General features: G+C 72.1%; 15 protein-coding genes. All 15 read left to right on the forward strand.

Annotation, left to right across the window (positions count from 1 at the left end; genetic code table 11):
- Nucleotides 1-179 precede the first annotated feature (179 nt).
- The 15 genes from mnmA to ACFVFQ_RS36265 all read left to right on the forward strand — a co-directional run bounded on the left by mnmA (nucleotide 180) and on the right by ACFVFQ_RS36265 (nucleotide 18,560).
- On the forward strand, nucleotides 180-1,337 hold the full coding sequence (mnmA, locus tag ACFVFQ_RS36195) for a tRNA 2-thiouridine(34) synthase MnmA (RefSeq protein ID WP_383424533.1): 1,158 nt from the start codon (nucleotides 180-182) through the stop codon (nucleotides 1,335-1,337).
- 189 nt (nucleotides 1,338-1,526) lie between these two features.
- A complete protein-coding gene (locus ACFVFQ_RS36200) occupies nucleotides 1,527-2,234 on the forward strand; it encodes a VC0807 family protein (RefSeq protein WP_383424535.1) in 708 nt (235 codons plus the stop codon).
- Nucleotides 2,235-2,421: 187 nt separating this feature from the next.
- Nucleotides 2,422-3,798: an NADP-specific glutamate dehydrogenase gene (gdhA, locus tag ACFVFQ_RS36205; RefSeq protein WP_383424537.1), complete on the forward strand. Its 1,377-nt coding sequence runs from the start codon at nucleotides 2,422-2,424 to the stop codon at nucleotides 3,796-3,798.
- A gap of 115 nt (nucleotides 3,799-3,913) precedes the next feature.
- Nucleotides 3,914-4,456, forward strand: coding sequence for a TIGR00730 family Rossman fold protein (locus ACFVFQ_RS36210; protein WP_383424539.1), 543 nt, complete (start codon nucleotides 3,914-3,916; stop codon nucleotides 4,454-4,456).
- 46 nt (nucleotides 4,457-4,502) lie between these two features.
- Nucleotides 4,503-5,192, forward strand: coding sequence for an SDR family oxidoreductase (locus tag ACFVFQ_RS36215; protein ID WP_383424543.1), 690 nt, complete (start codon nucleotides 4,503-4,505; stop codon nucleotides 5,190-5,192).
- Between the two features lie 72 nt (nucleotides 5,193-5,264).
- Nucleotides 5,265-5,723, forward strand: coding sequence for a MarR family winged helix-turn-helix transcriptional regulator (locus ACFVFQ_RS36220; RefSeq protein WP_383424546.1), 459 nt, complete (start codon nucleotides 5,265-5,267; stop codon nucleotides 5,721-5,723).
- A 180-nt stretch (nucleotides 5,724-5,903) separates the two neighbouring features.
- Nucleotides 5,904-7,304 (forward strand): MFS transporter, encoded by a 1,401-nt coding sequence (locus tag ACFVFQ_RS36225; protein WP_383424548.1) that lies wholly within the window; start codon nucleotides 5,904-5,906, stop codon nucleotides 7,302-7,304.
- Between the two features lie 74 nt (nucleotides 7,305-7,378).
- Nucleotides 7,379-8,392 (forward strand): methionine synthase, encoded by a 1,014-nt coding sequence (locus tag ACFVFQ_RS36230; RefSeq protein WP_383424550.1) that lies wholly within the window; start codon nucleotides 7,379-7,381, stop codon nucleotides 8,390-8,392.
- 32 nt (nucleotides 8,393-8,424) lie between these two features.
- A complete protein-coding gene (ligA, locus tag ACFVFQ_RS36235) occupies nucleotides 8,425-10,641 on the forward strand; it encodes an NAD-dependent DNA ligase LigA (RefSeq protein ID WP_383424552.1) in 2,217 nt (738 codons plus the stop codon).
- 156 nt (nucleotides 10,642-10,797) lie between these two features.
- Nucleotides 10,798-12,906 carry a putative bifunctional diguanylate cyclase/phosphodiesterase gene (locus tag ACFVFQ_RS36240; RefSeq protein WP_383424554.1) on the forward strand — a complete coding sequence of 703 codons (2,109 nt, stop codon included), beginning with the start codon at nucleotides 10,798-10,800 and terminating at the stop codon, nucleotides 12,904-12,906.
- 843 nt (nucleotides 12,907-13,749) lie between these two features.
- Nucleotides 13,750-14,046: an Asp-tRNA(Asn)/Glu-tRNA(Gln) amidotransferase subunit GatC gene (gatC, locus tag ACFVFQ_RS36245; protein ID WP_274913123.1), complete on the forward strand. Its 297-nt coding sequence runs from the start codon at nucleotides 13,750-13,752 to the stop codon at nucleotides 14,044-14,046.
- A gap of 5 nt (nucleotides 14,047-14,051) precedes the next feature.
- Nucleotides 14,052-15,545: an Asp-tRNA(Asn)/Glu-tRNA(Gln) amidotransferase subunit GatA gene (gene gatA, locus ACFVFQ_RS36250; RefSeq protein WP_383424557.1), complete on the forward strand. Its 1,494-nt coding sequence runs from the start codon at nucleotides 14,052-14,054 to the stop codon at nucleotides 15,543-15,545.
- 37 nt (nucleotides 15,546-15,582) lie between these two features.
- Nucleotides 15,583-15,825 carry a hypothetical protein gene (locus ACFVFQ_RS36255; protein WP_383424559.1) on the forward strand — a complete coding sequence of 81 codons (243 nt, stop codon included), beginning with the start codon at nucleotides 15,583-15,585 and terminating at the stop codon, nucleotides 15,823-15,825.
- A gap of 31 nt (nucleotides 15,826-15,856) precedes the next feature.
- Nucleotides 15,857-17,365 (forward strand): Asp-tRNA(Asn)/Glu-tRNA(Gln) amidotransferase subunit GatB, encoded by a 1,509-nt coding sequence (gatB, locus tag ACFVFQ_RS36260; protein ID WP_383424561.1) that lies wholly within the window; start codon nucleotides 15,857-15,859, stop codon nucleotides 17,363-17,365.
- 268 nt (nucleotides 17,366-17,633) lie between these two features.
- A complete protein-coding gene (locus ACFVFQ_RS36265) occupies nucleotides 17,634-18,560 on the forward strand; it encodes an LLM class F420-dependent oxidoreductase (RefSeq protein ID WP_383424563.1) in 927 nt (308 codons plus the stop codon).
- The last annotated feature ends 21 nt before the right edge of the window (nucleotides 18,561-18,581 follow it).

Raw genomic sequence — 18,581 nt, forward strand, 5'->3', positions numbered from 1 at the left:
GGGTCGGAGGGGGCGGTATGCCAGACGTAAAGCGAAGCAGTCTGGCATACCGCCCCCGGAGGCCCGTCACCGCAGCCGACAGCCCCGCGCAGCGGAGTCGCCCGCCGCAGGCGCCACGGCGGGAAAGCCAACAACGTGGGGCGGGGCCAGCCGCAGGCTTAGGGCACACTAGAAGGGCTATGACTGATGCCGCCGCCCTCCGCCGCCTCCGCGTTCTCGCCGCCATGTCCGGTGGTGTGGACTCCGCCGTCGCCGCGGCCCGTGCCGCCGAGGCGGGCCACGACGTCACCGGCGTCCACCTGGCCCTCTCCGAGAACCCGAAGTCGTTCCGCACGGGCGCCCGCGGCTGTTGCACCATCGAGGACTCCCACGACGCCCGCCGCGCCGCCGACGTGATCGGCATCCCGTTCTACGTCTGGGATCTGGCCGAGCGCTTCCGCGAGGACGTGGTCGAGGACTTCATCGCCGAGTACGAGGCCGGTCGCACCCCGAACCCCTGCCTCCGTTGCAACGAGAAGATCAAGTTCGCGGCCCTGTTGGACAAGGCGCTCGCCCTCGGCTTCGACGCGGTGTGCACCGGGCACTACGCCAAGGTGATCCTCCGCGAGGACGGTTCCCGCGAGCTGCACCGCGCCGCCGACATGGCCAAGGACCAGTCCTACGTCCTCGGCGTGCTCGACGACCGTCAGCTGGCGCACGCCATGTTCCCACTCGGCGACACCCCCACCACCAAGGCCGAGATCCGTGAAGAGGCCGCCGCCCGCGGCCTGTTCGTCGCCAAGAAGCCCGACAGTCACGACATCTGCTTCATCGCCGACGGCGACACCCAGGGCTTCCTCGCCAAGCGGCTGGGCGCCGCCGAGGGCGACATCGTCGACGAGTCCGGCGCCAAGCTGGGCACGCACGAGGGCGCGTACGGCTTCACCATCGGCCAGCGCAAGGGCCTGCGGATCGGCACCCCGGCCGCGGACGGCAAGCCGCGCTACGTCCTCGACATCTCGCCGGTGGACAACACCGTCACCGTCGGCCCGGCCGCCGCCCTGGACGTGACCGCGCTCACCGCGATCCGCCCCCGCTGGTGCGGCCGCCCGCCGGAGGCCGGCGAGGCCGTCTACACCGCCCAGCTCCGCGCCCACGGCGGCGAGACCGAGGTGCGGGCCGAGGTGGTCGACGGCGCCGAGCTGCGGGTCTCCTTCGCCGAGCCGGTTCGCGGCGTCGCGCCCGGCCAGGCGATCGTGCTCTACGACGGCACGCGGGTGGTCGGTTCGGCGACGATCGCCACCACCACGCGGCGTAGCACCGCCGGCGCGGGCGCCCCGGGGCAGCAGGCCGGCTGATCCCACTGCCGCGGCCGGCCGCATCCGAGGGCCCGGTCAGCGTCGCCGGCCCGGTTGCCGCACCTGACAAATGTCACGGCCAAGTCGGGACAGTTGGAACTGCCGGCCGGACCCCGCGATGACCGAGGCTTGGGGTGTCCGGCACGGCGCCGCAGTCGCCGTGCACCGCCCAACTCGGGGGAGTCCGTGGTGAGTCAACAACCGTCCGCCGGCAGCCAGCTCGTCAAGACCCTGGCACCGCTGGTCCTGGACCTCGGCGTTCCGCTGGCGTCGTACTACGTCCTCAAGAGCGCCTTCGGCCTCGGCGACGTTGCCGCGCTGGCCTGGAGCAGCGTCGTCCCGGCGCTGCGCACCGTCTGGAGCCTGGTCCGCGAGCGGACCGTCAACGGCCTCGCGCTGCTGATACTCCTGGTCAACGTGGTGGGGCTGGCGACGAGCACGGTGACCGGCGATCCGCGGCTGATGATGGCCAAGGACAGCGGCGTCAGCAGCGTCATCGCGTTCGCGGTGCTGTTCTCGGTATGGCGGGGGCGGCCGTTGATGACCGCGGGGCTCAAGCCGTGGGTGACCAAGGGGAGTTCACAGGGGACGGCCGCATGGGACCGGCTCATGGCGCGCGGGGGGCGGTTTCGGCTCCTGGAGCGGCGGTTCTCGCTCATATGGGGAACCACGATGCTGGTCGAGTGTGTGGTCAAGGTCGCCGGCGCCTATCTTCTCCCGGTGCACACCATGGTGTGGTTGGGCACGGTGTTGACGGTGGTGTCGCTGCTGTTCGCCATGGTGGTCGCCGGCGGTGCCGCCGCCGAGCCGATGGAGCGGATGGTCAAGGAGGAGGGCGCGGCCGGGGGCGGCGCCGGCGCCGAGAAGGGCGCGGTTGCCCAGGTGGTCGGCGCCTGATGCGGAGCAGCGCGGGGGAGTTGGGGAAATCGCGTGAGGATCGGCGTGCCGAGCACCCCGCCCTCGATCCGGCGGGCAGCGCCGCATAAGGTCGGCGATGCGACGGGACATCCAAGCCCCGCGTCGACGGTTCAACGGCGATCCGGACGGCACGCGGCTTTCGTCGGCCACGAAGGGAACGGAAGTCATGTCGACTGTTCAACCTGAGGTCACGCCCGGCGGGCTCACCGCCGAGCTGGCGTCCCTGCACGCCGAGCTGATCCGTCGGAATCCCGGTGAGGCGGAGTTCCACCAGGCTGCCCTGGAGGTCCTGGAGACCCTGGCGCCGGTGCTGACGGCCCGCCCCGAGTTCGCGGACGCCAAGGTCCTGGAGCGGCTGGTCGAGCCGGAGCGGCAGCTCATGTTCCGGGTGCCCTGGCAGGACGACGCGGGCCGGATCCGGGTCAACCGCGGCTTCCGGGTGGAGTTCAACGGCGCGCTCGGCCCGTACAAGGGCGGCCTGCGCTTCCACGCGTCGGTCAACCTCGGCATCGTGAAGTTCCTCGGCTTCGAGCAGATCTTCAAGAACGCGCTGACCGGGCTGAACATCGGCGGCGGCAAGGGCGGCAGCGACTTCGACCCGCACGGCAAGTCGGACGCCGAAGTGATGCGCTTTTGCCAGTCCTTCATGACCGAGCTGCACCGCCACCTCGGCGAGCACACCGACGTGCCGGCCGGCGACATCGGCGTCGGCGGCCGGGAGATCGGCTACCTCTTCGGCCAGTACCGCCGGATCACCAACCGCTGGGAGGCCGGCGTCCTCACCGGCAAGGGCCTTCAGTGGGGCGGCTCCAAGGCCCGTACGGAGGCCACCGGTTACGGCAATGTGCTCTTCACCGAGGAGATGCTCAAGCAGCGCGGCGAGGAGCTGGACGGCCAGCAGGTCGTCGTCTCCGGGTCCGGCAACGTCGCGATCTACACCATCGAGAAGGCCCAGGCGCTCGGCGCCAACGTGCTGACCGTCTCGGACTCCGGCGGCTACGTCGTCGACGAGAAGGGCATCGACCTGGCGCTGCTCAAGCAGATCAAGGAGGTCGAGCGGGGCCGAGTCGCCGACTACGCCCAGCGGCGCGGCGGTTCGGCCCGGTATGTCCCCGGCGGGCGCGTCTGGGACGTCGCCTGCGACGTGGCGCTGCCGTCGGCCACCCAGAACGAGCTCGACGCAAACGCCGCCCGCATCCTGATCCAGGGCGGCGTCAAGGCGGTCTCCGAGGGTGCCAACATGCCCACCACCCCCGAGGCGGTGGCGCTGTTGAAGGAGGCCGGGGTGGCCTTCGGTCCGGGCAAGGCGGCCAACGCCGGCGGCGTGGCCACCAGCGCGCTGGAGATGCGGCAGAACTCCGGCCGCGAGACCTGGTCGTTCGAGCGCACCGAGGGCGAACTCGCCGCCATCATGCGGGGGATCCACGACACCTGCTTCCAGACCGCCGAGCGCTTCGGGCTGCCCGGCGACTACGTGGCGGGCGCCAACATCGCCGGCTTCGAGCGGGTCGCGGACGCGATGCTGGACCAGGGCCTGATCTGACGGCCGTGCCGGGCCCGGTGGTGAGCGTTCCGCACCGCCGGGCCCGCACCGCCGGGCCCGGTGCGCTCCCGCGCGCCCGTGGGGTGCCCGCCGAGCGCCCCGTAGGGTGAGCGGCATGAATATCTGCGTCTTCTGCTCCGCCGCCGACCTCGATGACCGATATGTCAAGCCCGCCCAGAAGTTCGCCGAGTTGATCGGTAAGGGCGGTCACGCCCTGGTTTGGGGCGGTTCGGACACCGGGCTGATGAAGGTCATGGCGGACGGCGTCCAGGAGGCCGGCGGCAAACTCCTCGGCGTCTCCGTGGAGTTCCTGGCGCACAAGGCGCGCGCCAACGCGGACGAGATGGTCGTCACCAAGGATCTCGCCGAGCGCAAGGCGCAGTTGCTGGCGCGCGCCGACGCCGTCGTCATCATGGTGGGCGGCACCGGCACGCTCGACGAGGCGACCGAGATCCTGGAGCTGCGCAAGCACGGGATGCACGACAAGCCGGTGGTGCTGCTGAACACCGCCGGGTTCTACGACGGCCTCAAGAGCCAGTTCGAGCGGATGGCGGCCGAGGGCTTCCTGCCGATCCCGCTGGCGGAGCTGGTCTTCTTCGCCGAGGACGGCGCGGCCGCGCTGGCCTACCTGGAAGAACGGGTCGGCATCGAGGGCTGACCCCGGCCCCCCGGCCCCCGGAAGGGCACGCCGTAGGATCGTCCCCATGGGTACGCACTTGATCACAGGCGCCGGTTCGGGCATCGGAGCGGCGGTCGCTCGTCGGCTGGCCGAGCGCGGAGAGGAGCTGTGGCTGCTGGCGCGGGATGCCGGTCGGGCCAAGGAGCTGACCGAGCGGTTCCCGGGCGCCCGCACCCTCGTCGGCGACCTCGCCAACCCCGAGAAGCTGGACTGGGCCTTCGGGCAGCAGGCGCTGCCGGAGCGGCTCGACTCGATCCAGCACATCGCGGGCGTCATCGAGCTGGGCGCGGTCGGCGACCTGCCGGCCAAGGCGTGGCAGCGACAGCTCGCCGTCAACCTCGTCGCGCCCGCGGAGATCACCCGCCTGCTGCTGCCGCTGGTGCGGGTGGCCCGCGGCGACGTGGTCTTCGTCAACTCCGGTGCCGGGCTGGCCGCGAACGCCAACTGGGGCGGCTACGCGGCGAGCAAGCACGGCCTGAAGGCGCTGGCCGACTCGCTGCGCGCCGAGGAGCACGACAACGGCGTGCGGGTCACCTCGGTCTACCCGGGGCGCACCGCCACGCCCATGCAGGAGACCACCCACCAGCAGGAGGGCAAGGACTACGACGCGTCCCGGTGGATCGACCCGGAGTCGGTGGCCACGGCCATCCTCGCCGCGATCGACCTCCCGCGGGACGCGGAGATCAAGGACGTGGTGGTCCGCCCCGGCCGCTGACACCGTCCGACCCCGGCCGCCCGGCCGCCCCTCGCCCCCGTGCACCGCACGGGGGCGACGTACGCTTCGGGGGTGACCGAGTCGAGGCCGAGCACCGAAACGAAGAACACCGCCGCGGCCGGGTGCGGGTTCCGGGAGATCCGGGGCCTCGTCACCGAGCTGAGCCGCCGCATGGAAGCCCACCAGCGCAGCCGGATCGCGGAGTTGGACCTGACGCCGACCCAGGCGAAGGCGCTGGAGGAGCTGGGCGAGCCGAGGACCGCGCGCGAGCTGGCCGCGGTGCTGTGCTGCGAGCCGCCCAACGTCACCTATGTGATCTCCAAGTTGGAGAAGCAGGGGATGGTGGTCCGCCGGCCGCACCCCGCGGACGGGCGGGCCAAGCAACTGGTGCTGACCGAGGCCGGCCGGGAGCTGCGGCTGGACCTGCTGCGCCGGGTGGGCACCGAGTCGCCGTTGGACCACCTCTCCCACGAGGAGCGCAGCGCGCTCCGCGACGAACTCCTCAGGGCGCTGGGCCGGACCGCAAGCTAGCGCGCCGCTCCGACCGCCCCTCCCCAAGGCCCCCGGGACGCAACCCGGGGGCCTTTGGCGTGTGTTGGCGCCGCTGGCTCCAGGGCGCGGCCGGACCGCGCCGTTGGCTTGATATCGCTTCAGTAAAGTTATAGCTGTAACTATCGCCCGCACCAGATAGCTACAGCTATAACTAATTCCATGATCACTGAGACCGCCGCGCCGCACCGCACGGCGAGCACCCCGACCCGCCCTGCGCCCGCCCGCGGCGGCGTCCAACTCGTCGTCCTGGCCCTCGGGTTCGTGATGGCGAGCCTGGACACCGGCATCATGAACGTCGCCGCGCACGACCTCCAAGGCCGGCTCGGGCTGACCATGTCCGGCCTCACCTGGGTCGTCGACGGCTATGTCCTCGCCTTCGCCGCGCTGTTGCTGCTCGCCGGCTCGCTGGCCAAGCGGTACGGCGCCCGCCGGATCTACCTCATCGGGCTGGCCGCCTTCACCGCCGCCTCCCTGCTCGGCGCCGCCGCACCGGGCGGCACCGCCCTCACGGCGGCCCGCTTCGTCCAAGGGGCCGGCGCCGCGCTCTTCATGCCGAGCTCCCTGTCGCTCTTGATGAACGCCTTCCCGGAGCCGGCCCGCCGGGCGAAGGTGCTCGGCATCTGGTCCGCGATCGTCTCCACCTCCGTCGCCCTGGCGCCCACCCTCGGCGGCCTGTTGGTGGGCACCCTGGGCTGGCGCAGCATCTTCCTGGTCAACCTCCCCATCGGGATCGCCGGGCTGCTGCTGACCCGCCGGGTCATCGCGCCGACGCCGGGCAGTGGCGCCCCGCTCGGCGGCGCCGGCCACGTCCTGGGCCTGCTCGCCCTCGGCGCGCTCAGCTACGCCCTCATCGAGGGGCCCGCCACCGGCTGGACCGCCCCCGGCGTGCTGGCCGCGGCCGCCCTCGCGGTGCTCGCCGCCGCCGCGTTCGTGCTTCGCGAGCGCACCGCCCGCACCCCCGTCCTGCCGGTCGTGCTCTTCGCCGACAGCCGCTTCAGCGCCGCCAACGCGGTCGGCTTCCTCTTCAACTTCGCCTTCTACGGCGCCCTGTTCGTCCTCGGGCTGTTCCTCCAGACCGGGCGCGGCGCCAGCGCGGTGACGGCCGGCCTGGCGATGCTCCCGGCCGTCCTGGTCATCCCGGTCGGCAACGTCCTTTACACCCGGATCGCCCCGCGCACCGGCAACCGGGCCGCCCTCACCGCCTCCCTGGCGCTCTCCGCCGCCGGCTACCTCCTGCTCTTCCTGGCGCTCTCCCCGACCCTCCCGTACGGGACGATCGCGGCGGTGCTGGCCGTCGCCAACCTCGCCAGCGGCGTCGCCTCTCCGGCCATGACCGGCGTGCTGATGGAGGCCGCCGGCCGCGCGCACGCCGACATCGGCAGCGCCACCCTCAACGCCAACCGCCAGGTCGGCTCCCTAGTCGGCATCGCCGGCATGGGCGCCGTCCTCACCGGCGCGGGCGACGCCCACCAAGGGACCAGCCACGCCTTCGCGTTGACCGCGCTGGCCCTGGTGGTCGCGGCCGTGGTGAGCTGGCTGGGCCTGCGCGCACGGGACTGACCGGCGGGCGGACGGCGGTGGGCCGGGCAGGGCCGGCAGCCCCCGCCCGGCCCCCCGCCGCATACCCTTCCGGGGTGAGCGAGAACAGCAGGCACAAGTGGACCGCGGGCGCGGCCACCGGCATCGGGTCGATGCCGGGCGGTGACGCGCGCGAAGCGGCGAAGACCGTCACCGGGTCGCTGGAGGACTTCCCGTATCTTCCCGAACTCCCCGCCCGGGGGCCCGGCGCCGACATGATCGGGCGCACCCTCGGCATGCTCGTCGAGCTCTACGCCCATGTGGAGCCCAGCGGTTGGCGGATCAGCGACCGGCCCGGCCGCGACACCCGCCGGGCCCGCTCCTGGCTCGGCGAGGACCTGGACGCCCTGGAGGAGTTCACCCAGGGGTACACCGGCCCGCTGAAGGTCTCCGCGGTCGGCCCCTGGACGCTGGCCGCCAGCCTGGAACTGCGCAACGGCGAGGCGGCGGTCGGCGACCTGGGCGCCTGCCGGGACCTCGTCGCCTCCCTCGCCGAGGGGCTGCGCGGCCACCTCGCGGAGGTCCGGCGCCGGGTGCCGGGCGCCGAGCTCGTCCTCCAACTCGACGAGCCGTCGCTGACCGCGGTCCTCCGGGGGCAGATCAAGACCGCCAGCGGCTACCGCACCCACCGGGCGGTGGACCGAGCGGTCGTCGAGGGCGCGCTGCGCGACCTCGTGGCGGCGGCCGACGGCGCGCCCGTCGTCGTCCACTCCTGCGCCCCCGAGGTGCCGTTCGCGCTGCTGCGGCGGGCCGGCGCCGCGGGCGTCTCGTTCGACGCCGGGCTGCTCACCGAGCGTGAGGACGAGGTGCTGGGCGAGGCGGTCGAGAGCGGTACCGCGCTGTTCGCGGGCGTGGTGCCGGGCGTGGACGGCCCATTGTCAGACCCTGCCGGTAGCGTCATGGGTGTCCGGACGCTCTGGCGCAGGTTGGGGCTGGCGCCGGGGCTCCTCGCGGAGTCCGTGGTCCTCACCCCGTCGTGCGGCCTGGCGGGTGCCTCGCCCGCCTACGCCCGCGCGGTCCTCGCCCACTGCGTCCGGGCGGCGAGATCACTCGCAGACAACCCAGAGTGATCGCATACGACAGGACACGGGAGGACAAGACGGTGGCTGGCGAACAGCACGCAGCGGCATCCAAGGTGCCGGCCGCGGCACGGGAGAAGCACGCCCAGCTCGCTGAGCAGATCGAGGAGCACCGCTTCCGGTACTACGTGAAGGACGCCCCGGTCGTCAGCGACGCGGAGTTCGACACGCTGCTGCGCTCGCTTGAGGCCCTGGAGGAGGAGCATCCGGAGCTGCGCACCCCGGATTCCCCGACCCAGAAGGTCGCCGGCTCCTACGCCACGGAGTTCACCGAGGTCGCCCACCGCGAGCGCATGCTCTCGCTGGACAACGCCTTCGACGACGAGGAGTTGTCCGCCTGGGCCGACCGGATCGCCACCGAGCTCGGCGGCGACGCCAAGAGCGCCGGCTACCACTTCCTGTGCGAGCTCAAGGTGGACGGCCTCGCGGTCAACCTCACCTACGAGCACGGCCGGCTCACCCGCGCCGCCACCCGCGGCGACGGCCGCACCGGCGAGGACATCACGCCCAACGTCCGCACCATCGCCGAGATCCCGCACCGCCTGGCCGGCGACGAGATCCCCGACCTCGTCGAGATCCGCGGCGAGGTCTACTTCCCGATGGAGAAGTTCCTCGAACTCAACGAGCGCCTGGTGGCCGACGGCAAACCCCCGTTCGCCAACCCCCGTAACGCCGCGGCCGGTTCGCTCCGCCAGAAGGACCCCAAGGTCACCGCCACCCGCCCGCTGCACATGGTGGTGCACGGCCTCGGCGCCCGCGACGGCCTGGAGATCGCCCGCCTCTCCGAGGCGTACGACCTCCTCAAGGCGTGGGGCCTGCCCACCGCCGCACACAACCGCGCCGTCCAATCGCTCGCCGCCGTACGGGAGTTCATCGCCCACTACGGCGATCCGGAGACCCGCCGCACCGCCGTCGAGCACGAGATCGACGGCGTGGTGGTCAAGCTGGACGAGATCCCGCTCCAGGGCCGGCTGGGCGCCACCTCGCGCGCCCCGCGCTGGGCGATCGCCTGGAAGTACCCGCCGGAGGAGGTCAACACCAAGCTGGTCGACATCCGCGTCGGCGTCGGCCGCACCGGCCGGGTCACCCCGTACGCCGTCGTCGAGCCGGTCACCGTCGCCGGCTCCGAGGTGGAGTTCGCCACCCTGCACAACCAGGACGTGGTCAAGGCCAAGGGCGTCCTCATCGGCGACACCATCGTCATCCGCAAGGCGGGCGACGTGATCCCCGAGATCCTCGGCCCGGTCGTGGACCTCCGGGACGGCACCGAGCGGGAGTTCGTGATGCCGGCCGAGTGTCCCGAGTGCGGCGCGCCGCTTCAGCCCGCCAAGGAGGGCGACATCGACCTGCGGTGTCCCAACGCCCGGTCCTGCCCCGCCCAGATCCGCGAGCGGCTGTTCTACCTCGCCGGCCGCAAGTGCCTGGACATCGAGAACTTCGGCTATGTCGCCGCCACCGCGCTGAGCCAGCCGCTGGAGCCGGCCGAGCCGCCGCTGCACGACGAAGGCGGCCTCTTCGACCTCTCCGTCGAGGAGCTGCTGCCCATCAAGTCCCATGTCCTCGACCCGGATACGGGCCTGCCCAAGCGCGACCCGAAGACCGGCGAGGAGAAGGTCGTCACCTTCTTCGCCAACCAGAAGGGCGAGCCGAAGAAGAACACCCTCGCCATGCTGGAGAACATCCAGGCCGCCAAGTCCCGCCCGCTGGCCCGGATTCTGACCGGTCTCTCGATCCGCCACGTCGGCCCGGTGGCCGCCCAGGCACTGGCCCGGGAGTTCCGCTCCATCGACCGCATCCGGGACGCCAGCGAGGAGGAACTGGCGGCCGTGGACGGCGTCGGCGGCACCATCGCGGCCTCGCTCAAGCAGTGGTTCGCGGTGGACTGGCACCAGGAAATCATCGAGCGCTGGCGGGCCGCGGGCGTCCGAATGGAGGAGGAGCAGACGGGTGAGGCGGGCCCGCGGCCATTGGAAGGCGTCACCGTCGTGGTAACGGGCACACTTCAGTCACACACCAGAGATGGCGCGAAAGAAGCGCTGCAGGCTCTCGGTGCAAAGGTGACCGGATCCGTTTCCAAGAAGACCGGATTCGTGGTGGTGGGCGACAACCCCGGTTCGAAGTACGACAAAGCCATGCAGTTGAAGGTCCCCGTGTTGGACGATGATGGCTTCGCTGTGCTGCTGGAGCAGGGTCCTGAGGCAGCACGAGCGGTAGCTGTCACTCCGCCTGAGGAGGAGTGAGGTGTCACCCCATCGGCGCATACCAGATTGATCCGGGAGGCCGGGTCGCATTCGGGCAACCGCTGCGGATCGCTGCCCGTGTTGGCCTTCCGCGGCCTACTGTTGACGTGTGCGCCTGCCGTGGCGCGGGCACAGCCGGCTGTGAGAGGGATCGGAATGAAACCGACCGACAGCGCCGCTCCGGCGTCGCGGCTCCGCCGGCTTGTGGTGCCCGCGCTGCCAGCGGCCATCGTCATGGCGGCGAGCGTGGCGCTCGCCGCCGGTGTGTTGCACGCCCTCGGCGGCGGCGAGCCGCTGTTCCCCGTAGGTGCCGTCGGCTGGGCGCTGGCGATGCTGACCGGCGTCCTCGTCGGCCACTTGGTCGCCCTCGGCCGCGACCGCTGGTGGGGCGGCACCGGCTCCGGGGCGGCCCTCGCCCTCGCCGTACTCCTCCTGTACGGCTGGGTGCCGGCCGTCCTGGTCAGTCTCTCCGTCGTAACCCTGGTCGGCGCCGCCCGCCGGCAGCGCTGGCGACAGGCCGTGGTCCACGGGGCCGCTGACGTCCTCGGCATCGGCGCCGCGGCGCTCGGCCTGGCCGCCTGCGGGGTGACCCCCGACGTCCGTCGGCCCTGGGCGCCCGCCGCCTGGGACCTCACCGTCCTGCCCCAGGTGATCGTGATGGCGGGGGCCTATCTCCTCGTCAGCCGGGGGCTGTTGTGGGTCAGCCGGCTGCCGCTCGGCGGCGGTCTGCCGGCCATCTCCCGTACGGCGATGGTGCGGCAGGCCCTGGTCGGCCTCGCGCTGCTCGGCATCGCCCCGTTGATCGCGGTGTGCGCGGTGGGCGCCCCGCTGCTCCTCCCGCTGTTCGCCGTCCCGTTGATCGCGTTGGACTCCACGCTGTGGATTGCCCGGGCCCGCGCCGAGGAGCAGTTGCGCGACCCGCTCACCGGCCTGCCCAACCGCCAGTGGCTGTTGGAGCGCACCTGGACGGCCCTGGACGAGGCCGAGCGGGCCGGCACTCGGGCCGCCCTCGTCCTGATCGACCTCGACCGCTTCCGTTCGGTCAACGACACCCTCGGGCACCTCGCCGGCGACCGGCTGCTGCTCCAGATCGCCGACCGGCTACGGCACGCCCTGCCGCGCGGCGCGGAGGCCGCCCGGCTCGGCGGCGACGAGTTCGCCGTCCTGTTGCCGGCCACCGACTCCCTCACCAGCTCCCAACGGGTGGCCCGCAACCTCGTCGCCGCCCTCAGCTCCCCGCTGGACCTCGACGGGCTCACCCTCGTGCTCGAAGCCAGTGCGGGGGTCGCGGTCTATCCCGAACACGCCCTGGACGCCGAGGGGTTGCTGCGCCGCGCAGACGTGGCGATGTACCAGGCCAAGCGGGACCGCAGCGGCGTCGAGCTCTACGAGGCCAAGCGGGACGGCAACACCCCGGACCGGCTGGGCCTGTTGGGCGATCTGCGCCGCGCCCTGGACGCCGGCGACGTCGAACTCCACTACCAGCCCAAGGTCCGCTTCGACGGCCATGTTTCGGGCCTGGAGGCGCTGGTCCGCTGGGTCCATCCGGACCGCGGCCGGGTGCCACCGGACGAGTTCATCGCCATCGCCGAGTCCTCCGGCCTGATGCCGCGGTTGACCGAGTACGTCCTGGAGACCGCGCTCGCCCAGGTGGCGCGCTGGCGGGCGATGGGCCTGGAGGTCCCGGTCGCGGTGAACGTCTCACCGCGCGACGTGCACTCCCCGGGCTTCGCCGGCGCGGTCGCCGCCCGCCTCGCCCGACATCGGGTCCCACCCGGAGCCCTCCAACTGGAAATAACCGAACACGTCCTCCTGGAGGACCCGCAGCGGGCCGCCGACACCCTCGCCGGGCTCACCGCCCACGGCGTGAAGATGTCCCTGGACGACTTCGGCACCGGATACAGCTCCCTGGTCCACCTGCGGCGCCTCCCGGTCAGCGAGCTCAAGATCGACCGCTCCTTCGTCGCCCGGCTGGCCGTCGACACCGAGGACGCCGAGATCGTCCGCTGCACCCTCGACCTCGCCCACTCGCTGGGCCTCCTGGTCGTCGCCGAGGGCGTCGAGGACGACGAGACCTGGGAACGCCTGCGAGACCTCGGCTGCGACGCCGTACAGGGCTGGCTGGTGGCCGCCGCGATGCCACCGGACGAGACCACGGCCTGGCTGAGGGCCCGCGGTGAGCACGGGTGGCACCGTGCGTCGGAGACGTCCGCCCTGGCGGCGGAGAAGGCAGCCGAGCGCCCTTCGGGACAGGTCCTCAACTGACCCGGCCACCGGCCGTCCCGCATCCCCGCTCCGACACCAACACGCAGGCCCCGCCACCGGGTTCGACGCCGACAGCACCGACGCCGACAGCATCCGTGCCCTCGGCGTCGGATGAGTCCGCGTCGAACGAGTCTGGTTCGGCCGCGTCCGCGTTGACCGAGTCCCCGTCGACCGAGTCCGGGTCGGCCGAAGTCGTGTCCGACGAGCCGGCGCGGCATGGGTCGGCCCCCAACGAGCCGGCTCTGGAGCCGGACGAGTCACCTCCGGAGGGGACGGAGCCGGCTGCGCCCGAGGTGGCGGGCGAGGCTGCGCCGCCGGACGGGGTCGTGCCGTCGGACGGGGCGGACAAGTCGGCCGAGTCGGCCGAGTCGGCCGAGTCAGAGGAACCAGAGGAACCAGAGGAACCAGAGGAGTCCGCGCTTCGCGGGACCGTGCGGCGCGGTGGCGCGGGGCGCGGTCCCGGGCGCCGTCGATCCTTAGGGGGCCGTTCGGCGGGGGCGGGTGATCCGCCGGCGTCGAGCGGCCCTGCGGAGGGGGACGGAGCCGTCGGCCAGCCCAGAACAAACGATCCGCCAGCCGGCTCGGCAGAGGGTCCGGCGGAGCCGGAGGAGGAGGGGAAGTAGGCGCTTCCGAGGCGGAGTGAGCCGCTCCGTGGCGGGCCCGTGGGGGCCGTCGCGGGGCCCACTTCGGGCCCCCGTAGGTGCCCGGAGCGAAAGCGTTTCGCGGCAGCGTTCTCGTACGCCATAGGATTGGGCCGGAATACTCCGCCGGAGAATTCGCCCAGAAATCTCCTTCCGGACACTCCGCCCAGAACACTCCGCCGAAAACCCAGAGGATCGCTGCATGCCTGGCATCACGCGCGAGGAGGTCGCCCACCTCGCCCGGCTGGCACGTCTGGAGCTGAAGGCCGAAGAGCTCGACCACTTCGCCGGACAGCTCGACGACATCATCGGCGCGGTCGCCCGCGTCTCCGAGGTCGCCGATCAAGACGTACCGCCGACCTCCCACCCGCTGCCGCTGACGAACGTGATGCGGCCGGACGAGGTCCGTCCGTCGCTCACCTCGGAGCAGGCGCTCTCCGGCGCTCCCGCTCAGGAGCAGCAGCGTTTCAAGGTGCCGCAGATCCTGGGGGAGGAGTGACCACCATGGCAGACCTGATCAAGCTCACCGCCGCCGAGACCGCGGCGAAGATCGCCGCCGGTGAGATCACCGCCGTCGAGGTGACCGAGGCGCACCTGGCCCGTATCGAGGCCGTCGACGAGAAGGTGCACGCCTTCTTGCACGTGGACCGCGAGGGCGCGCTGGCCCAGGCCCGCGCCGTCGACGAGAAGCGCGCCCGCGGCGAGAAGCTGGGCCCGCTGGCCGGCGTCCCGCTCGCACTGAAGGACATCTTCACCACCGAGGGCGTGCCCACCACGGTCGGCTCGAAGATCCTCGAAGGCTGGCTGCCGCCCTACGACGCGACGCTGACCAAGAAGCTCAAGGCCGCCGACGTCGTCATCATCGGCAAGACCAACATGGACGAGTTCGCCATGGGGTCGTCGACGGAGAACAGCGCCTACGGGCCGACCGGCAACCCCTGGGACCTCACCAAGATCCCCGGCGGCTCCGGCGGCGGTTCCTCCGCCGCCCTGGCCTCCTTCCAGGCCCCGCTCGCCATCGGCACGGACACCGGCGGTTCGATCCGCCAGCCCGCCGCCGTCACCGGCACCGTCGGCGTCAAGCCCACCTACGGCGGCGTCTCCCGCTACGGCATGGTGGCCTTCTCCAGCTCCCTGGACCAGGGTGGCCCGTGCGCCCGCACGGTGCTGGACACCGCGCTGCTGCACGAGGTCATCGCCGGCCACGACCCGCTGGACTCCACCTCGATCGACGCCCCGGTCCCGGCGGTCGTCGAGGCGGCCCGCAACGGCAACGTGGACGGCATGCGGGTCGGCATCGTCAAGCAGTTCCGCGGCGAGGGCTACCAGCCCGGCGTGCTCCAGCGCTTCGACGAGTCGGTCGCGCTCCTCAAGGAGCTGGGCGCCGAGGTCGTCGAGCTGGACTGCCCGTCCTTCGACCTGGCGCTGGCCGCGTACTACCTGATCGCGCCCTCGGAGTGCTCCTCCAACCTCGCCCGCTTCGACGCCATGCGCTACGGCCTGCGGGTCGGCGACGACGGCACGAAGTCCGCCGAGGAGGTCACCGCGCTGACCCGTGAGGCCGGCTTCGGCCCCGAGGTCAAGCGCCGGATCATGCTCGGCACCTACGCGCTCAGCTCCGGCTACTACGACGCGTACTACGGCAGCGCCCAGAAGGTCCGCACCCTCATCACCCGGGACTTCGAGCGGGCCTTCGAGCAGGTCGACGTGATCATCTCGCCGACCACGCCGACCACCGCGTTCCCGATCGGTGAGCGCACCGACGACCCGATGGCGATGTACCTCGCCGACGTCTGCACCATCCCCGCCAACCTCGCGGGCAACGCCGCGATGTCGCTGCCCTGCGGTCTGGCGCCGGAGGACGGCCTGCCGGTGGGTCTGCAGATCATCGCGCCCGCGATGGCCGACGATCGGCTGTACAAGGTGGGCGCCGCGGTCGAGTCCGCGCTCACCGAGAAGTGGGGCCACTCCCTGCTGGAGGAGGCCCCGGCCCTGTGAACGTCGTAGCGAACCAGGACATGCCGAAGGAGACGCCGTGAGCGGAAAGCTGGCCAAGGCCAAGAACTTCAAGAAGTCCAAGCCCGGCACCTACCTGTCCATCGGCACCACGCTGTTCGGCGCGGTGAGCGTCGTCAAGCAGGCGAAGAAGGCCAAGGGGGAGCACGACACGCTCCAGCTGGTCGACGCCGCCATCTCCGCCGCCGCCATCGTCACCGGTGTCGCCCTGCTCGTCCGCGAACTGCGCCGTCTCAACGACGACGACGTCCTCGCGGGCTGACCGGCGCCGGACCTGAGAGGTTAGTTTCACCGTGACTGTCACCGAACTGGTGCCGTACGAGGACGCGTTGGCCACCTACGACCCCGTGATGGGGCTGGAGGTGCACGTCGAGCTCGGCACCAAGACCAAGATGTTCTGCGGGTGTGCCACCACCCTGGGTGCCGAGCCCAACTCGCAGACCTGCCCCACCTGCCTGGGCCTGCCCGGCTCGCTCCCGGTCGTCAACGCGACCGGCGTCGAGTCCGCGATCAAGATCGGCCTGGCGCTGAACTGCTCGATCGCCGAGTGGTGCCGTTTTGCCCGGAAGAACTACTTCTATCCGGACATGCCGAAGAACTTCCAGACGTCCCAGTACGACGAACCCATCGCCTTCGACGGGTACTTGGACGTTCAGCTGGAGGACGGCGAGGTCTTCCGGGTGCACATCGAGCGCGCCCACATGGAGGAGGACACCGGCAAGTCCACGCACGTCGGCGGTGCGACGGGCCGCATCCACGGCGCGCGGCACTCGCTGCTGGACTACAACCGCGCCGGCATCCCGCTCATCGAGATCGTCACCAAGCCCATCGAGGGCGCGGGCGAGCGGGCCCCCGAGGTCGCCAAGGCGTACGTCGCCGAACTGCGCGAGCTCATCAAGGCGTTGGGCGTCTCCGAGGCCCGCATGGAGATGGGCCAGATGCGTTGCGACGTGAACCTCTCGCTGCGCCCCAAGGGCGTCGAGAAGTTCGGCACCCGCTCCGAGACCAAGAACGTCAACTCGCTGCGCTCCGTGGAGCGGGCCGCCCGGTTCGAGATCCAGCGGCACGCCGCGGTGCTCTCCGCCGGCGGCACGATCGTCCAGGAGACCCGGCACTTCCACGAGGACGACGGCTCCACCACCTCGGGCCGGGTCAAGGAGGAGGCGGAGGACTACCGCTACTTCCCCGAGCCGGACCTGGTGCCGGTGGCCCCGTCCCGTGAGTGGGTCGAGGAACTGCGGGCCGCGCTGCCCGAGTTGCCGCGGGTGCGCCGCAACCGGCTGCGCGAGGAGTGGGGCATCACCGAGCTCGACATGCAGTCGATCCTCAACGCCGGTGCGGTCGACCTGATCGTCGCCACCACCGAGGCCGGTGCGGACGCCGCCGCGGCCCGCAAGTGGTGGATGGGCGAGCTGGCCCGCCGCGCCAACGAGGACGGCGTGGAGCTCGGCGCGCTGCCGATCACCCCGGAGCAGGTCGCCCGGGTCGCGGCGCTGGTCGCCGACGGTTCGCTCAACGACAAGCTGGCCCGGCAGACCATCGAGGGTGTGCTGGCCGGCGAGGGCGACCCGGACACCGTCGTCGAGAAGCGCGGCCTGAAGGTCGTCTCCGACGAGGGTGCGCTGGGCACCGCGGTGGACGAGGCGATCGCCGCCAACGCCGCCATCGCCGACAAGATCCGCGGCGGCAAGGTGGCCGCGGCCGGCGCCCTGGTCGGCGCGGTCATGAAGGCGACCCGTGGCCAGGCGGACGCCGCGCGGGTGCGGGAGTTGATCCTGGAGAAGCTGGGCGTCGAGGGCTGAGCTGCTGCCCTTGGCTTGACCTGGTGCGCGAAGCGGCCGTTCCTCCTCAAAGGGGCGGCCGCTTCGTCGTGCCGGTGGGCGGTGGGGCGGGGCCGTGGTACGTGCTCATCACCCTCACGGGTGAATTCTCGATCTTCTGTCGCGGTGGTGGAATGCCGCGCCGCCGGCCGGTGCTGTTACCGGCAAGGGCCGGAAAGGATCACCGTCCGCAACGTCGGCCGCGGGGACCGACGGGTGCAACGCCCGCTGGAGAGTGGAGGAGTGAGCAATGGCGCAGCAGGGGACGGCCGCACCGGGGGGCCGGGAGATCGCGGCGCGGATCGGCCGGGTCGGGATCTGGCACGGCGGGCTGGGCCGGGCGTCGGCCGTGGCGGCGCGGGAGTTCGCGGCCGAGATCGAGCGGCTGGGTTACGGGGCGCTGTGGTTCGGTGAGGCGCAGGCCACCAAGGAGGCGTTCGCGCACGCCGGGTTGCTGCTGGCCGCCACCGAGCGGCTGACGGTCGCCACCGGCATCGCCAACATCTGGGTCCGCGACGCCACGGCGATGAACGGCGGCGCGCACACCCTCGCCGAGGCATACGAGGGCCGCTTCCTGCTGGGCCTGGGCGCCAGCCACGCCCCGCAGGTCAACACCCGGGGCCACACCTACGCCAAGCCGCTCGCCGCGATGCGCGGGTATCTGGCGGCGATGGACGAGTCCGTCTACGAGGGCCCGGTGCCGGAGGCGCCCGCCCGGGTGCTCGCTGCGCTCGGCCCCAAGATGCTGGAGCTGGCCGCCGAGCGGGCCGCCGGCGCGCACCCGTACTTCGTCACGCCCGAGCACACCGCCCGGGCCCGCGAGGTGCTGGGCGCCACCCCGCTGCTCGCCCCCGAGCAGGCCGTCCTGCTGGAGACCGACCCGGCCAAGGCCCGCGCCCTGATCCGCGCGGAGCACCTCGGCTTCTATCTGAGGCTGCCCAACTACACCAACAGCCTGCGCCGGTTGGGCTTCGAGGACGACGACTTCGCGGGCGGCGGCAGCGACCGGCTGGTCGACGCGCTGGTGGCCTGGGGCGATGCGGACGCCATCCGGCGGCGGGTGCAGGAGCACCACGACGCCGGCGCCGACCACGTCGCGCTCCAGCCGATCGCCGCCGAGCGGGGCCTGGGCCTCGACCAACTGCGGGAGCTGGCCCCGGCGTTGCTGGACGGCTGAGGGGGGCTTGAGTCCCGCGGG

It is taken from the genome of Streptomyces sp. NPDC057743, assembly GCF_042798755.1.
In the GTDB taxonomy this organism is placed as follows: domain Bacteria; phylum Actinomycetota; class Actinomycetes; order Streptomycetales; family Streptomycetaceae; genus Streptomyces.

Bases quoted from the DNA above. Each gene is read 5' to 3' on its own strand.
- mnmA (WP_383424533.1), top strand. From the start codon at position 180: ATGACTGATGCCGCCGCCCTCCGCCGCCTCCGCGTTCTCGCCGCCATG.
- gdhA (WP_383424537.1), top strand. From the start codon at position 2,422: ATGTCGACTGTTCAACCTGAGGTCACGCCCGGCGGGCTCACCGCCGAG.
- ACFVFQ_RS36210 (WP_383424539.1), top strand. From the start codon at position 3,914: ATGAATATCTGCGTCTTCTGCTCCGCCGCCGACCTCGATGACCGATAT.
- ACFVFQ_RS36215 (WP_383424543.1), top strand. From the start codon at position 4,503: ATGGGTACGCACTTGATCACAGGCGCCGGTTCGGGCATCGGAGCGGCG.
- ACFVFQ_RS36225 (WP_383424548.1), top strand. From the start codon at position 5,904: ATGATCACTGAGACCGCCGCGCCGCACCGCACGGCGAGCACCCCGACC.
- ACFVFQ_RS36240 (WP_383424554.1), top strand. From the start codon at position 10,798: ATGAAACCGACCGACAGCGCCGCTCCGGCGTCGCGGCTCCGCCGGCTT.
- gatC (WP_274913123.1), top strand. From the start codon at position 13,750: ATGCCTGGCATCACGCGCGAGGAGGTCGCCCACCTCGCCCGGCTGGCA.
- gatA (WP_383424557.1), top strand. From the start codon at position 14,052: ATGGCAGACCTGATCAAGCTCACCGCCGCCGAGACCGCGGCGAAGATC.
- ACFVFQ_RS36265 (WP_383424563.1), top strand. From the start codon at position 17,634: ATGGCGCAGCAGGGGACGGCCGCACCGGGGGGCCGGGAGATCGCGGCG.